Raw genomic sequence first — 13,706 nt, 5'->3', positions numbered from 1 at the left:
TTCCCTTCTTTTATATTATTGATGAGTGTAAAAATAGACGTTATAAGAATAGATATACCAGAAGGGACTAATGTAATTATAGGTCAATCTCATTTTATTAAAACAGTTGAAGACTTATATGAAACACTATCGTCAAGCAGTCCTAATTTAAAGTTTGGTATAGCATTCAACGAGGCAAGCGGTAAAAGACTTGTAAGATATGATGGAAATGACCAAGAACTGATCAAGCTTGCAATTGAGAATGTAAAGAAAATAGGTGCAGGCCACGTTTTTGTGATCTATCTAAAGAACGGTTATCCCATTAACGTTCTAAATAGAATAAAAAACGTAGATGAGGTTGTTAAAATATTCGCAGCTACAGCTAATCCATTACAAGTTATAGTAGCTGAAACTGATCAGGGTAGAGGCGTAATTGGTGTAGTAGATGGATACACTCCTTTAGGTGTTGAGTCCGAGACTGATATAAAAGAAAGGAAGGAGTTCTTGAGGAAGATTGGATATAAGAGATAAAGCTTTTTCCATCAACATGTCAGAAACCTCAATTTCGCCTTTTAGATACTTAATCAAAGACGCGCAAAGCAAAATTATTGCTTGCAAATAATTTTTCTCATCTTTATTTTCCGCTTTTCTCCACTTTTCCTCTAAAATTTCATGACATTCCCAAAATCTCATGTCATAAAATAGTTGTTTAAATGTACCACTAATATCGGTAACCATAAATAGTGGTTCACCAATCAAGGATATGACTTTTCTAGGATCATCAACTATATCTACCTCGATATATTTCCCTATCCTAACATCTATAACATTAATATTATTAATCCTCAGAAATTTCTTTAGATCATCGGTAAATATACCTTTCTTGTAGAACAATAAAACCCTATTCATCATTTACACTATCCTTTATCTAATACAAAATATTTTTTACCTCTGAAGAGAAATGGTATAACGTATGCCCAAAGAAGCAGTATTATATAAAAAAGAGGATAGTAGAATCCGTTGTTTAGCTTGCGCTAGAAAATGCCTAATAGGGGAAGGACAAACAGGGTTCTGTGGTGTAAGATCAGTAAGAAATGGAAAACTATACCTTGATGTCTATGGAAAAATAGCTGCTGCTCATATAGACCCTATTGAGAAGAAACCTTTAGTACACTTTAACCCAGGTTCAAAGGTTTTCTCGTTTTCCACATATGGATGCAACTGGATGTGTATGTATTGCCAGAATTTCGATATAAGCCAAAGACGTAAGGCTGAGGGAGTAGAACTATCACCAGAAGAGATCGTTGAACTAGCAATAGGATACGATGTAGATGGAATGACATATACTTATAATGAACCAGCAATATTCTCCGAATTCGCTCACGATGTGGGTATAATAGCTAAAAAACACGGTCTATTTAATACTATGGTATCGAACGGATATTGGACGCCAGATCTTGTGGACTATGTAAAGGACTTTTTAGATGCTACTACTATAGACTTTAAGGGAAATGGAGAACAGAAATTTTTAAGAAGATATACTGGTGCTACATCTGCAGAACCTATTATTGAAACTGCTAGCGAATTATTGAAAATGGGGATTCACGTGGAGATTACAGATTTAATAATACCACAAATAGGTGATGATATTGAAGCTGCAAAGAATCTTTTATCTAAATTATACGATCAATTAGGTCCAAACATACCAATCCATTTCTTAAGATTCCACCCTGATTATAAGCTAAATTACTTACCGTGGACTCCAATTGAAACCTTGGAGAGACACTATAGATTAGCAAAGGAACTAGGTTTCAAATTTGTTTATATAGGAAATGTTCCTGGACATCCATATGAAAATACATATTGTCCAAACTGTGGTAATTTAGTAATAAGAAGATATAGTTTTGATATTCTGGAATGGCATCTAACTGAGGATATGAGATGTAAGTTCTGTGGATATAAGTTACCTATAAAAGGAAAGTTGTCTAGACATGCATTCAAGGAAAGATTTGAACCAGTATTTATTTAGACCTCTTTGAAAGGAACTCGTCAACTCTCTTCTTCTCGTCCTCTGTAGCAAATGCAATACCCCATCCAAGGCTCTCCAATGTTAAACCACTCATTATTGGAGCATCATTACCGTAATTCACCACAGTCTTAATTAGTTTTATAGCCGTTTGTGGTTTTTCAGCAAGTTTTAAAGCTAGTTCTCTTACCTCTTTTTCAAGCGAGGAAGGCTCTACTACTCTATTTACTAGACCAATTTTCTCCGCATAATCCGCTTTTATTCTATCACCTAACATGATAATTTCCAAAGCCCTCCCTTTTCCAATTAGTCTAACTAATCTCTGAGTACCGCCAAAGCCAGGATAGATTCCCAGGTTGATTTCCGGGAATCCTAGTTCCGCACTTTGGGAAGCAATTCTAAGATCACAGCTCAATGCCAGTTCTAAACCTCCACCTAACGCATATCCATTTATCATCGCTATAGTGGGCTTAGGATACTTCTCTATATAGTCCATTAATTCTCTTCCTTTTGTAGCAAATTCCCACGCTTTAACTGGATCCAATTCTTTAAACTGAGAGATATCAGCGCCGGCTGAAAAAGCTTTTCCAGAACCCGTAAATATAATAACCTTAATTTTATCATTATTAATAATTTCCCTTAATGCACTTTCAATTTCCTCTATCATCTTTAAATTAATTGAATTTAACTTATCTGGTCTATTTAATATTACCCACCCTATTGGAGTTTCTTCTCTTAGAACTATGGTCTCCATAAGTAGAAACCCTCAAAGAATATGATGTTGTGCAATATTTATCTTTTTAAGCTATAAGTAGTAATAGTACATGTGACTAGAAGAGATACACTAATATCAATAATATCAGCAATACCACCGATAATAGGAACTAGTATTACATCATTTATTATGAGTAGAAAATATGGGGATCTAAAAGAAGTAATTAAGTATGTGATGATAGGCCTACCTGTTACCTTAGCTACTACCTATTATTTGTTTATAAACATAATTCCAAAATACGCAGATTATCTTATAGCAATCCCAGCAATTTTGCCATTACCAATTTCGTTTCTCTTAACTAGGAATAACATTTCAGTCAATTATAGTGAAGATTACATTGAGATAAAATTTAAAATACCAATTAACATGACCTCACATGATCCACACGAACTATTCAATTATGTATTTAATAAAGCATTAGGTAAAATTAGAAACCCTTATTACCATTATAAGTTATCTGCAGTGGCAAATTGCTCAGGGCTAAAAGTATCTTATCAAAATGAGGACAAGTTAGTAATAAGGAGAAAATGTGGGGATATTGATATTAAAATTATAATCTCGTCTAAGAAAATAGCTGATATGGTAATAGATATTTCATATTAATTTAACTACTATCATAATTAGAAATATTAACATTAGGTAAATGTTTGAAAATATGAACGATTTCATTGCCTCTTCTTTAGTTGGATTAAGTATTAACCTATAAGAAAGAAACATTAGGAATGCACTTAAAATAGAAAATGCTACAAGCGCTATTAGATTAATATAATATCCTATCAAAAGTACAATCGGAATCATTAAGGCGTTAGAAATTGCTATTGCCCTTGCAGAAGTAGTTATTCCAGTCACAGCAGGAAGCATGGGATAATGCGCATTAATGTAATCTTCTCTATACTTCAATGACAACGACCAGAAATGGCCCGGAGTCCACATAAATACTAGAAAACCTAAAAGGAATCCCTCTAGACTTAGAGAATTTGTCAGTGATGTATAACCTGCCCAAGCTGCAGCACTGCCAGCAAATCCACCTATAACTATATTTAGCCACGTCCTAGGCTTCAATAAGATTGTATATACAAATACATATATTATCACACCTAAGGCTATAAAGAAAGCAGTCAAAGCATTGTCTATAAAACCTAATGCTGTACCTAAAATAGCTAGAAGTGAACCAACGATTATAGCTTCCCTCCTATTAACGTATCCAACTACTGTAGGTCTCTTTGATGTTCTAGACATCACTTTATCTCTATCTATTTCTATTCCACTATTTATTATCATAGCCCCCATTGATGCTAAAGTACCTCCAATTAACATAGGAATTACTGGTAAAAGTGAAATATTGTGTCTGTAAGCTAAAAAAGCCCCCGCAACTGCCGCCAAATCAAGTAAACTTACTACACCAAGTTTACCCAACTTTAAATAAGCCTTTATTTTCCGCTGTAAACTCATCAAGTTACAATTGTATTATAAGAATAAAAAAATTGTCATAAACATCCTTCCAATAATAAAACTAAATCTGTAAGGGCACCATATGCTGCATTTATCGGACCTGCTCCTGGACCTCTAATAATTATCCTCTGTATTTCATTTTGAATTTCTAGAGCATTTTCAACTCCATCTATATAATATAAGGGATCTTGTGGACCTATAACTTGAGGAGAGACCTGTATTATGTAGTTATCCGCATATGCTATTAGCTTTATTTTCTTTCCTTCACTTTTAGCTCTTCTAATATCTTCATTGCTAATCTCAGTTATTCCCTTGAACTTGAAATCACCTAATCTTATGCTTCTGTTCATAATAAAATTTGATAAAATTGTCAGTTTAGCTGCAGCATCAAATCCATTAAGATCTAAAGTTGGGTCTTCCTCTGCATAACCTTTTTCTTTTGCCTCTTTTAAGGCTTCATTAAAACTTAATCCTTCATAAATCCTAGTTAAAATATAGTTTGTGGTACCATTAAGGATACCCCTTATCCTAGATACCTCTGATACTGGTTGAATTCTAAAGAGATTTATAGAAGGAGTACCACTCATTACAGTTCCTTGAAATCCAATTTTAGCACCAGTTTTCTCAGCAACCTCAAATATTTCCCTAAACTTTAGTGCTAATGGTGCTTTATTTACTGTTATCACGTGAATTTTTCTTGACAATGCCTTTATGTAAGCACTAACAGATGGTTCACCATCTTTATAATTAGGTGCTGACATATCAACAATAACATCGGGGTTTATCAAATCGATTGCTTCCAATATATTCATTTGCTTATCTGGAGAGAAATTCTCCTTATCCCCAATCATCAATCCTTGTCTAGTTATTATTCCTGCAATCTCAACATTTTGCAATATTGGATAGCTCTCTTTCTTTTCGTGTAACAATCTTCTAAACGCCTTTCCAACATTTCCATATCCGATTAAAAGTAACTTCATTTAATCACCACTGTATCATACTCTCTCTTTCCTTTACATATCATTTCTAATAAATTTGCTACACGATCTACTGCATATTTAACTAGATTTTCATCAATATTGGGAACTCCAGCACCAACTATAATAACGTTTTTAACATCTGGAGTTATACTAGTTAAGACCGAATCCCTATGAGGATATATGTGGAGAACTTTACCTTCATCGTCAACTAATATTGGAATTCCCTTATCTAACTTTTCCGTTTTTTTACCTAAACCTAAAAACTCTTCATTACCTTTAGACATTACTAAATACAAATTACCTACAACTTTATCCCTATCATATAAACCTATAGGAACTAAAGTTTCCACACTCACTATATTACCTATATCAACAACTGTATTAATTCTAGGAAGTTTATTCCCCCTAGCTAATCTCCTTCTAAGAGCCTCACCACTTGGCCTAGTTTTGGTTGGATCTACTCCTATCCTCCAATAAAAATCTCTGTAAGCCCTAACAACTGGATCATTTTTTAAATACTCTGGATCTTGAGAACTATACTTTTCCTCAACTTTTCTAATCATATCATCTAAGGCTTGTTGAGGGACTTTAGCATCTACATTACTCACTTCTGTCATTGCAACAAAAACCCCTAACTTCCTTACATCATCTGAAATACTAAGTCTTTTCATATGGAAAAGATATTAACAGCCTGGCTTTAAGAATTCCCCTAATTTGACCTAACCTATTGCTTAACTCGACAAGCTTACTCTTCTCTCCTTTTACAGCTATCGCTTCAATGCATAACCTTTCATCAACATGTAAATGCAATGTGGAAACGATATTATCCTTATACTCATGTTGAATTTCAGTTAGGGCCTCAGAGGCTTCCTCATGATCATACACTAGATTTATAATACCATAAATAATCTCAGTGCCTTCTCTATTCTCATCTAGATAATTCCTCAAAGCTATCTGAAATATTTTAGATCGATCTGGTATACCTTTTCGGTTAATGAAATCCTCTAGTTCCCTATAAAGTTCCTTTGGTAAGGAAATACTTATCTTTTCAACACTCATTGATGTTATATATTTAAATAAAGTATTAAAGTAATAATGTTTAAGTACATTAAGAGAGCAGAGGAGCTAGGAGCTTCATTTGTTGATATTAGACATGAAAAAACAACAAGTAGTGAATTTACAATTACAGATGATAGAAAATACGTAACTTCTGGAAATGACGAGGGTTATTCAATTAGAGTAGTATACAATAGAAATTGGGGATTTAAAGTAAGTGATAGAATTGATAATAGTACAGTAGAAGAAGTAATAAATTCAGCTTACGGTGACGAAAGAGTAAACATAGTCTATCTTCCTTCAAAACATGATACCGTTAAGATTGGAAAGGAGATAAATAAATCAAAAGAGGAAATAAGTCAAGACTTAAACAAGATCGCAAAACAAATAGCTAACCTTCACCCTACAATAAGATCATTTACTTTAAACTATTACGACGAGATCTTCCATAAGGACTATTACAGCTCTGAGGATAGGGAAATAATAATTGATGGAAACATCTCTAGCTTATCCATACACATTATTGCTAGAGAAGGCGATACAATAGTAGAGACCAGTGAAAATTTATCAACTCACATGGGATATGTCATTGACATATTTGACATAAACCAAGTTCTTGAGAAACTTTCCCGTAGAATTGAAAATCAATTAAGAGGAAAAACTCCTAAAGCAGGAGAATATCCAGTTATTTTAGCCCCAGAGGTCCTTGGAGTGTTTTTGCACGAGGCTATAGGACATTTAAGTGAAGCAGACATTGCGCTAAATGGAGAACTGAATGGGTTTAGAGGAAAGAAAATAGGTGAGGATTTCCTAAACATTTCAGACATGCCTATTATAGATAATCCCCAATCTACAATAGTATATTATGATGATGAGGGAGTTGAGGGTAGGGAAGTTAAAATCGTAGATAAAGGTGTTTTGAAAGAATTCATGACTAATAGATATTATTCAGCCTATTTAGGGGAACCACCAACGGGAAATGGAAGGGCTCAAAATTATGGTGATTTCCCATTAATTAGGATGAGAAACATTTACATGAAGCCTGGTAACAATGTGTTAAGTGAGTTATTAGAAGGGATTAGGGAAGGTTATTATTTAGTATCGGCAATTGGTGGAGAGACTAATAGTGATGGTACATTTCAATTTGCAATACAAGAAGGTTATAAAATAGAAAATGGGGAAATTAAAGAACCAATAAGAAATATAGGATTTTCCGGAAATACATTAACTACATTAAGTATGATAGATATGATTTCAAAGGATTTCGGAATGTCGTCTGGATATTGTGAAAAGAATGGCCAAGAAGTCAATGTTAGTGACGGGGGTCCTCACGTTAGAATAAAAAGCTTAAAGGTAGGAGGGCATGTACGATAAGTTAATTTCACGAGCAAAAATGATGGGAATTTCCCTAGAAATTTTTTCTGTTAAGATAAAGGAGTATACAATATCTAAAGAGAAATTTTACGTTCCGGAAAACGTTGAGGAAATTGGTTATGGAATAAGAGTAATTGATGATAAGTCGAGGATGGGTTATATTTATACGAAAAAACTTGATGAAAATGCGTTAGAAGAAGCGTTAAAAATAGCTAAACTTGGAGATCCAGATAAGGCTAATGTATTGCCACCTAAACAACCTATAAGTAAGATAAGTGATCATGAGGTAAATTCTGATATCGTGAAAGACCTACTAATGAACTTAAGAGAATTAGAGGAAAATGTAAATTTAACGGCTATTTCAGCTTCTGCAAAAAATTATGAAGTTTCCATATTCAATACAGAAGGAGTAGAGGTTACGGAAAAGCGAGGAGTATATTTGGTTCAAGCAATAGCTAGTAAAGACTCGCCAGAAGTTTATGAATTTCTTCTCTTTAAAGATTCTAAGATAGATATTGACAAATTGAAAGAAACTCTATTGGAAAAAATAAAAATAATGAAAAAGAGGGAAAGGTTTGAGGGAAACTATGATATTGTATTTACCCAAAAAGCATTAAATGAATTATTTTCTACAGTATTATCGCACTTATTTTCAGCAAGAAGTCTTTACAATGAAATTACCCCATTTAAGTTAAGAGAGACAATAAATGAGGGGTTAGAGATCATTGATGATCCTTTAAATCCTTCATTACCTTTTAGCAGATCTTTTGATGATGAAGGAAATCCTTCAAAAATAGTTAAAATTATAGATAAAGGACAATTTAGATTACCGTTAACAAATTCTTACTGGTCGACAAAGTTAGCAATTGAAAATACTAGTTCGGCATCAAGACAATTAGATTCAATAATACCATCTTATACAATCCCTCCCTCAATTGATTTTAGCAATATAATCATAAGGCATAATAGCGTAGAATCAGATGTAGAAGAGAACAGCATAGTCGTAGACCAACTCGAAGGGATAAACACCATAGACTATAGTTCTGGTAATTTTAGCCTTGTAGCAAATGTAAGTTGGCTAAACGAAAAGGGTAATAAGAAAGGACTGAAAGAAGTTATGATTACAAGTAATATTAAACAACTTCTGAAGAATATTGTAAGTTCATCAAAAGACGTTGAAAATTATGGGAAAATAGTTAGTGGAAAGTTAAGAGTTAAGGGTCTTTCCTTATTATAAAGTTTCTACTCTATGTACCTCTTCAACCTCATATATTCCACATTCAGTTACAAGCCTTCCCATATAATCTACAAATAACGCTTTACACTTCTTTTCCCAATTTTCACCTCTCAGTACTACATCTCTATCTTTGATTGAAAGAAACTGATTCACAATATCTACTGCCTTTTTATCATCGATGTATAAATAGTCGTCTATTTTTCTTATCACCTCATCTATGCTTAGTTCTACTTCCCTTCCTAGTTCTAAGTACAAAGAAGTAGCCTTCACATCATCTGGGAATTCCTTAACTGTAACATCTATACCAACGCCTATGAAGAGATCAGATAAGTTAATGTTCTCTTCATAAGTGTTGGCTTCAATTAAAATGCCCGCGATTTTCTTGTCATTAACCACTATGTCATTTGGCCATCTTATCTTCGCATCTAAGAACTTTCTTAAAACGTCTAGAACTGCAACGGCAACTTTAAGACCAGATATCTGAATCTGTTCCGTTTTAAAGTTCTTTTTAACATAAGTAAACCACAGTCCACCTTTAGGAGAATACCAACTTCTCCTTAATCTTCCTCTTGCTTTAGTTTGTTCCTCTGCAATTATCAAAAAATCTTCATACAGCATATTACTAATGGCCTCTGCGAAATCTTGTGTAGATGTAACCTTATTGAGTCTTATTACCAACATACTTCCACACATCCTCTATACTATAAATTGAAGAGAAACCAGATGCCTTTCTTGTCCTATTCATTATCGCTAGTCCTATTCCTCTCTCACTAACACTATGAATAATTCCAATATCTGCATTAGACTTATCCAGCTTTCTAAAGCTGTCGAATAAGTTTCTAGAGATCTCATAGAGGTTATTTTCACTTCCAAGCTCTATCATTTCAATCTTTTCATCTTGAAATTGACTACAGACTTCACGTGAGCATAAAAAAGCTACCCTATAATTCTTCTCTCGTAATTTTTTGATAACATCGCGTAATATACTTCTATTCTCAACTACTAATAACTTTTTTGTAGGAGCATAATGTTTATATTTCATCCCCGGAGCTAAGGCAACACTAAATTCCCCTGTTCCTTTAGCTTGATCCGGAATAACGATCTTTCCAAATATCCTTTCCAGCTCTTCTACACTAAATGGGCCAGGCCGTAAAAGTACTGGAGGGTCTACAGTAACATTTATAACAGTCGATTCTACGCCAAAAAATGTTTCTCCAGAATCTAATATTATATCTACTTTTCCATGTAAATCATCAATAACATGTTCTGCCTTAGTAGGACTAGGTTTTGTGGCCAAATTAGCACTTGGTGCTGCTATTGGAACACCGCTTTCATTTATTAAAGCCAACGCAACTGGATGAGCTGGCATTCTTACTGCTACTGTATCTAATCCACCAGTAGTCTCTTTAGGAATTTTATCAGTTTTTTTCAAGACAAACGTTAATGGTCCCGGCCACACCATCTTCACTATATTAATTATTCTTTCGGGTATGTCTTTAGCTACATCGTAAAGCTGATCTATATTTGATATATGGACTATGAGAGGATTATCCATAGGTCTGTTTTTTGCGACAAATATCTTTTTCACGGCTTCTGCATCTAATGCATTTGCGCCTAATCCGTAAACAGTTTCTGTAGGGAAGACTACAGTGCCGCCTGCTTTTATTACACTGGCAGCCTTTTTTATTTTATCCAATTCTGGATATAATGGGTCAACCTTAAGTACTTCAGTCATTATTTTTAACTTTAAAGGTTAACAAGAAAATATATTTGTCGATGATGAGATAGAGAAAATTGATTTGATGATTTATGAGGTGATCTCTGAATAAAGTTATTTAAGGGATTGGTGAAATAGAGTATAGCAATGACGGAACAGACTATTTTAGTTGGTAACCTAAATGACGTAGCCAAAAAGGCAGCTCAATGGTTAATTAATCGTAAACCAATAAAATCAATAATTGACTGGGGTATTTCATTTTCTCTCTGGCCACCTCACTTTACTACATCTTGCTGTGGCACAGAATTTGGAGCTTTTGCAGCTGCAAGATTTGATGCAGAAAGGTATGGTATGTTGCCATTCTCCTCAGCTAGACAATCGAACATACTTATACTCGAAGGTACGCTAAGCAGAAAAATGGGTAGAGCAGCGAGGATTGTGTACGACCAGATGCCAGAACCGAAGTTCGTTATAGCCCTTGGAGCTTGTATACTCGAAGGAGGAATCTTCTGGAATTCTTACAATACCGTACTTCCCTCAGACATCGGAATTCCAGTTGATTTATACGTTCCTGGATGCCCAATAAGGCCAGAGGCTGTTGCTAGAGCTGTTTTAATGTTACAAAAGAAGATAAGAACTCAAGGAGCCCTTAACACATAAATATTATTCACATTAGTATGTGTATAGCCAGTTTTTATAGTCCCTCTATAACCTTCTAGCAATCCATAACTATTGTGAGTCTCTAATGCAGTATCTATCTCATCCTCTGTTATTTCCATATCAGAAGTAACCTTACAACCAGCATATTCTGAGTTACCGTCAATGCCGTCAGTAGCAAAACCTAATAATTCAAATCTGTTTCCCTTTTTTACATATTTAAGAAATGATAGACAGACTTCTCCATTTCTTCCTCCCTTACCGGCTTTTCCTTGTATTGTAACTTCTGGCTCTCCACCAAGCAATAAATAGTAAGGTCTTCTTAAAGGTATATTATAGTTTTCGGATGAATTATAAATCGATGCAATAATGGCTCCAACATCTCTTGCCTCTCCTCTGATTTCAGAAGTTAGAATGAAAGAGTTGCTCAGAATACTTGCGAGCTTCTTAAGTACCTCCATATTATCCAAAATTATATAATTTTTCACAATTCTAGAGAAACTCTTAGGAGTCTCAGTTAAATACCTAGAGTATTTTTCTAATCCTAAACCTTTTAAAATTTCTAGTGCATCATCATTAGTAGAGTTATCAACACTAGTAAGACCACTTCCAATACTCCTTATATCATTACCTGGAACATCACTAACAATAAATGACACTACGGGAATATTATCTTTTACATATTCAATTATTTTACCCCCTTTTATTTTAGATAAATGTTTTCTTACTATATTTATTTTATTAATTCCTATCCCTGAATTTATGAGCGTTTTGTTAATCATTCTTAGTTCATCTAAGGATATTTCAGAATATTCAACTAGTGCTGACGCACCACCAGAAATTGCAAATATTACCAAATCGTAATCCTCACTAGTTAATAGCTCTATTACTCTTTTCCCAGCCTCTATACTATTCTCGTCTGGTAAGGGATGACCAGCTTCTATAACATCGTTTTCTTTACTTTTAGTACCTTTCGGTGTTACTATTAATTTAGCCCTTAATTCAATCCTCTCACTAAAGAACTTCGCCATGGGTAGAGAGGCTTTTCCTACTGAAATAAGTATAGGTTTTTTAAATGGGATATTTTCGTTGTTAAATAACAGCGAATTATTCATTATCTTAACTTTCTCTTGCAAAACCTTATAGGGATCTGAATATTCTAAAATCTTTTCGATAATATCCATAATTATACATTCTCCCTTTTATATTCCTTATATAATAACGATGCGATCTTTTTTCCATCTTTGCTTAGATCATAGTAAATTCCCTTAGGCTTGTGACTTAGTTCTCTAGCTTTAACCTTTAACCATGGCTTTATAGACGAGGTTACAGATTTTTTTAGGGAACCTTGAAATCTAATCAAATATCCCATTTCTTCTAATTTTCTACAAGCTTCTTCTACTTTATTCTCGTCATATTTTGCCACCCATCCACTTTCTCCTAAAAGTCTTCTCGCCATATACCAAGGATTATCAGGACCATATTTGTAAATATGAATTAGAATTTTTTTCATTAGTTCATCCAACTACTAACACCTGATCAGCAAGTACTTTGCTAACTTCTTCTATTCTTTCTCCTACCTTGACTTTTATATCTGTACCATTATTTTCAATAACTTCGATCATCGTGCCGGGTTTTAATCCTAATCGTGTAACTTCTCTTAAAACCCATTCTTCCTCTCTTACAATCATTACAACCTTATATCTACCAGTATTATTTATTTCAGATAATTTCTTTCCACTTACTTTTATCCTATTTCCTATAGGATGGCCATGAGGACAAGTTGCAGGATAACCAAGCAATTTATCTATTTTCTCTATTATATCATCTGGCCAAATGTGTTCCAGCCTATGAGCTAACTCATGAGCTCGTATCCAATCAAGTCCAATTATATCTGTTAATAAACGTTCACTAAGTCTATGAGATCGAATTAATCTTTCTGCAATCTTCTTTCCCTCTTCAGTTAATTTTATTTTTCGATCGCTAGTTCTTTCTATTAACCCTAATTTCTCTAGTTTGTTTAACGCTTTGCTTATTGTTCCAGGAGAAATATTGAAAATAGAAATTAACTCCGAAACTTTAGTACTACCCTTGATCTCCTCTATCTCATACATCTCTTTCAAGTAATTTTCCAAAGGTTCTGAAAGTTCAACCATATGAATTATGTTGTGATCCTCGCTTTTATACTCTCAATAAGGTTTGAAGCTCTTTCATCTTTAGCAAAAACTTCTATTACCGCATTTACCGTCTTTCCGTTCATACCTTCTTTTCGTAAGGTTAACTTTATTTTATCAATAGCTTCGTCAACTGCAGCAGATATATGGTCATGCAATTTTGTTTCTATCTCAAAACCATATACCTTAGCTATCGCATAAAACTTTTGTAGCTCGGACCCCATTTCAATATAACTATATCATTAAGTCAAAAATAAAGCTTAGGTTCTAACTACGAAC

At 33.9% G+C, this 13,706-nt stretch carries 18 protein-coding genes; 6 read left to right on the top strand and 12 right to left on the bottom strand.

Annotated elements, in window-relative coordinates; all coding sequences use genetic code 11:
• The first annotated feature begins 21 nt into the window (after nucleotides 1–21).
• Nucleotides 22–510 (top strand): adenosine-specific kinase, encoded by a 489-nt coding sequence (locus GFS03_RS08495; RefSeq protein ID WP_153423447.1) that lies wholly within the window; start codon nucleotides 22–24, stop codon nucleotides 508–510.
• Here GFS03_RS08495 and GFS03_RS08490 read toward each other — a convergent pair.
• Nucleotides 439–891 carry a DUF309 domain-containing protein gene (locus tag GFS03_RS08490; RefSeq protein WP_153423445.1) on the bottom strand — a complete coding sequence of 151 codons (453 nt, stop codon included), beginning with the start codon at nucleotides 889–891 and terminating at the stop codon, nucleotides 439–441. The genes GFS03_RS08495 and GFS03_RS08490 overlap by 72 nt on opposite strands.
• Nucleotides 892–952: 61 nt before the next feature.
• Here GFS03_RS08490 and amrS point away from each other — a divergent pair, with 61 nt between their 5' ends.
• Entirely contained in the window at nucleotides 953–2,008 is a 1,056-nt protein-coding gene (gene amrS / locus GFS03_RS08485; RefSeq protein ID WP_153423443.1) for an AmmeMemoRadiSam system radical SAM enzyme, read from the top strand.
• Here amrS and GFS03_RS08480 read toward each other — a convergent pair.
• Nucleotides 2,001–2,759: an enoyl-CoA hydratase/isomerase family protein gene (locus GFS03_RS08480; RefSeq protein ID WP_153423441.1), complete on the bottom strand. Its 759-nt coding sequence runs from the start codon at nucleotides 2,757–2,759 to the stop codon at nucleotides 2,001–2,003. The two genes, amrS and GFS03_RS08480, sit on opposite strands and share 8 nt — an antisense overlap.
• A gap of 72 nt (nucleotides 2,760–2,831) precedes the next feature.
• Between GFS03_RS08480 and GFS03_RS08475 the strand changes: the two genes are divergently transcribed.
• The gene (locus GFS03_RS08475; protein ID WP_153423439.1) at nucleotides 2,832–3,383 is read left to right on the top strand and encodes a hypothetical protein; all 552 of its coding nucleotides are present in this window, start codon (nucleotides 2,832–2,834) and stop codon (nucleotides 3,381–3,383) included.
• On the opposite strand, the gene cyoE is transcribed toward GFS03_RS08475, so the two are convergent.
• From cyoE to GFS03_RS08455, 4 genes are read right to left on the bottom strand one after another with little or no spacing between them, the layout of a single operon-like run.
• The gene (cyoE, locus tag GFS03_RS08470) at nucleotides 3,375–4,232 is read right to left on the bottom strand and encodes a heme o synthase (RefSeq protein ID WP_153423437.1); all 858 of its coding nucleotides are present in this window, start codon (nucleotides 4,230–4,232) and stop codon (nucleotides 3,375–3,377) included. The genes GFS03_RS08475 and cyoE overlap by 9 nt on opposite strands.
• A gap of 35 nt (nucleotides 4,233–4,267) precedes the next feature.
• The gene (locus GFS03_RS08465; protein WP_153423436.1) at nucleotides 4,268–5,212 is read right to left on the bottom strand and encodes a homoserine dehydrogenase; all 945 of its coding nucleotides are present in this window, start codon (nucleotides 5,210–5,212) and stop codon (nucleotides 4,268–4,270) included.
• A complete protein-coding gene (locus GFS03_RS08460; RefSeq protein ID WP_153423434.1) occupies nucleotides 5,209–5,883 on the bottom strand; it encodes a B3/B4 domain-containing protein in 675 nt (224 codons plus the stop codon). The genes GFS03_RS08465 and GFS03_RS08460 overlap by 4 nt, the downstream gene beginning before the upstream one ends.
• Nucleotides 5,870–6,271 carry a CopG family ribbon-helix-helix protein gene (locus GFS03_RS08455; RefSeq protein ID WP_153423433.1) on the bottom strand — a complete coding sequence of 134 codons (402 nt, stop codon included), beginning with the start codon at nucleotides 6,269–6,271 and terminating at the stop codon, nucleotides 5,870–5,872. The genes GFS03_RS08460 and GFS03_RS08455 overlap by 14 nt, the downstream gene beginning before the upstream one ends.
• A gap of 33 nt (nucleotides 6,272–6,304) precedes the next feature.
• Between GFS03_RS08455 and tldD the strand changes: the two genes are divergently transcribed.
• Nucleotides 6,305–7,642 (top strand): zinc metalloprotease TldD, encoded by a 1,338-nt coding sequence (tldD, locus tag GFS03_RS08450; protein ID WP_153423430.1) that lies wholly within the window; start codon nucleotides 6,305–6,307, stop codon nucleotides 7,640–7,642.
• Entirely contained in the window at nucleotides 7,632–8,879 is a 1,248-nt protein-coding gene (locus GFS03_RS08445) for a TldD/PmbA family protein (RefSeq protein ID WP_153423429.1), read from the top strand. The genes tldD and GFS03_RS08445 overlap by 11 nt, the downstream gene beginning before the upstream one ends.
• On the opposite strand, the gene GFS03_RS08440 is transcribed toward GFS03_RS08445, so the two are convergent.
• A complete protein-coding gene (locus GFS03_RS08440) occupies nucleotides 8,874–9,560 on the bottom strand; it encodes a biotin--[acetyl-CoA-carboxylase] ligase (protein ID WP_153423427.1) in 687 nt (228 codons plus the stop codon). The two genes, GFS03_RS08445 and GFS03_RS08440, sit on opposite strands and share 6 nt — an antisense overlap.
• The gene (locus GFS03_RS08435; protein ID WP_153423425.1) at nucleotides 9,538–10,614 is read right to left on the bottom strand and encodes an L-threonylcarbamoyladenylate synthase; all 1,077 of its coding nucleotides are present in this window, start codon (nucleotides 10,612–10,614) and stop codon (nucleotides 9,538–9,540) included. The genes GFS03_RS08440 and GFS03_RS08435 overlap by 23 nt, the downstream gene beginning before the upstream one ends.
• A 129-nt stretch (nucleotides 10,615–10,743) precedes the next feature.
• Here GFS03_RS08435 and GFS03_RS08430 point away from each other — a divergent pair, with 129 nt between their 5' ends.
• On the top strand, nucleotides 10,744–11,256 hold the full coding sequence (locus GFS03_RS08430) for an NADH-quinone oxidoreductase subunit B (RefSeq protein ID WP_153423424.1): 513 nt from the start codon (nucleotides 10,744–10,746) through the stop codon (nucleotides 11,254–11,256).
• Here GFS03_RS08430 and GFS03_RS08425 read toward each other — a convergent pair.
• The 4 genes from GFS03_RS08425 to GFS03_RS08410 are packed head-to-tail and all read right to left on the bottom strand — an operon-like array spanning nucleotide 11,235 to nucleotide 13,651.
• The gene (locus GFS03_RS08425) at nucleotides 11,235–12,437 is read right to left on the bottom strand and encodes a glycerate 2-kinase (RefSeq protein ID WP_153423422.1); all 1,203 of its coding nucleotides are present in this window, start codon (nucleotides 12,435–12,437) and stop codon (nucleotides 11,235–11,237) included. The genes GFS03_RS08430 and GFS03_RS08425 overlap by 22 nt on opposite strands.
• Nucleotides 12,438–12,439: 2 nt before the next feature.
• Nucleotides 12,440–12,778: a hypothetical protein gene (locus tag GFS03_RS08420; protein WP_153423420.1), complete on the bottom strand. Its 339-nt coding sequence runs from the start codon at nucleotides 12,776–12,778 to the stop codon at nucleotides 12,440–12,442.
• The gene (locus tag GFS03_RS08415) at nucleotides 12,771–13,409 is read right to left on the bottom strand and encodes a metal-dependent transcriptional regulator (protein ID WP_153423418.1); all 639 of its coding nucleotides are present in this window, start codon (nucleotides 13,407–13,409) and stop codon (nucleotides 12,771–12,773) included. Before GFS03_RS08415 ends, GFS03_RS08420 begins: the two co-directional genes overlap by 8 nt.
• A gap of 5 nt (nucleotides 13,410–13,414) precedes the next feature.
• Nucleotides 13,415–13,651 (bottom strand): hypothetical protein, encoded by a 237-nt coding sequence (locus GFS03_RS08410; RefSeq protein WP_153423417.1) that lies wholly within the window; start codon nucleotides 13,649–13,651, stop codon nucleotides 13,415–13,417.
• Nucleotides 13,652–13,706: the final 55 nt, after the last annotated feature.

The organism is Sulfolobus sp. E5-1-F (genome assembly GCF_009601705.1).
GTDB lineage: Archaea > Thermoproteota > Thermoprotei_A > Sulfolobales > Sulfolobaceae > Saccharolobus.
This window is presented reverse-complemented; position numbering and strand designations above follow the sequence as displayed.

Coding starts and splice junctions, on each gene's coding strand:
- GFS03_RS08480 (WP_153423441.1), bottom strand. CDS start 2,759: ATGGAGACCATAGTTCTAAGAGAAGAAACTCCAATAGGGTGGGTAATA.
- GFS03_RS08465 (WP_153423436.1), bottom strand. CDS start 5,212: ATGAAGTTACTTTTAATCGGATATGGAAATGTTGGAAAGGCGTTTAGA.
- amrS (WP_153423443.1), top strand. CDS start 953: ATGCCCAAAGAAGCAGTATTATATAAAAAAGAGGATAGTAGAATCCGT.
- GFS03_RS08445 (WP_153423429.1), top strand. CDS start 7,632: ATGTACGATAAGTTAATTTCACGAGCAAAAATGATGGGAATTTCCCTA.
- GFS03_RS08425 (WP_153423422.1), bottom strand. CDS start 12,437: ATGGATATTATCGAAAAGATTTTAGAATATTCAGATCCCTATAAGGTT.
- GFS03_RS08415 (WP_153423418.1), bottom strand. CDS start 13,409: ATGGTTGAACTTTCAGAACCTTTGGAAAATTACTTGAAAGAGATGTAT.
- GFS03_RS08435 (WP_153423425.1), bottom strand. CDS start 10,614: ATGACTGAAGTACTTAAGGTTGACCCATTATATCCAGAATTGGATAAA.
- GFS03_RS08455 (WP_153423433.1), bottom strand. CDS start 6,271: ATGAGTGTTGAAAAGATAAGTATTTCCTTACCAAAGGAACTTTATAGG.
- GFS03_RS08410 (WP_153423417.1), bottom strand. CDS start 13,651: ATGGGGTCCGAGCTACAAAAGTTTTATGCGATAGCTAAGGTATATGGT.
- GFS03_RS08440 (WP_153423427.1), bottom strand. CDS start 9,560: ATGTTGGTAATAAGACTCAATAAGGTTACATCTACACAAGATTTCGCA.
- GFS03_RS08495 (WP_153423447.1), top strand. CDS start 22: ATGAGTGTAAAAATAGACGTTATAAGAATAGATATACCAGAAGGGACT.
- GFS03_RS08430 (WP_153423424.1), top strand. CDS start 10,744: ATGACGGAACAGACTATTTTAGTTGGTAACCTAAATGACGTAGCCAAA.
- cyoE (WP_153423437.1), bottom strand. CDS start 4,232: ATGAGTTTACAGCGGAAAATAAAGGCTTATTTAAAGTTGGGTAAACTT.
- GFS03_RS08460 (WP_153423434.1), bottom strand. CDS start 5,883: ATGAAAAGACTTAGTATTTCAGATGATGTAAGGAAGTTAGGGGTTTTT.
- GFS03_RS08490 (WP_153423445.1), bottom strand. CDS start 891: ATGATGAATAGGGTTTTATTGTTCTACAAGAAAGGTATATTTACCGAT.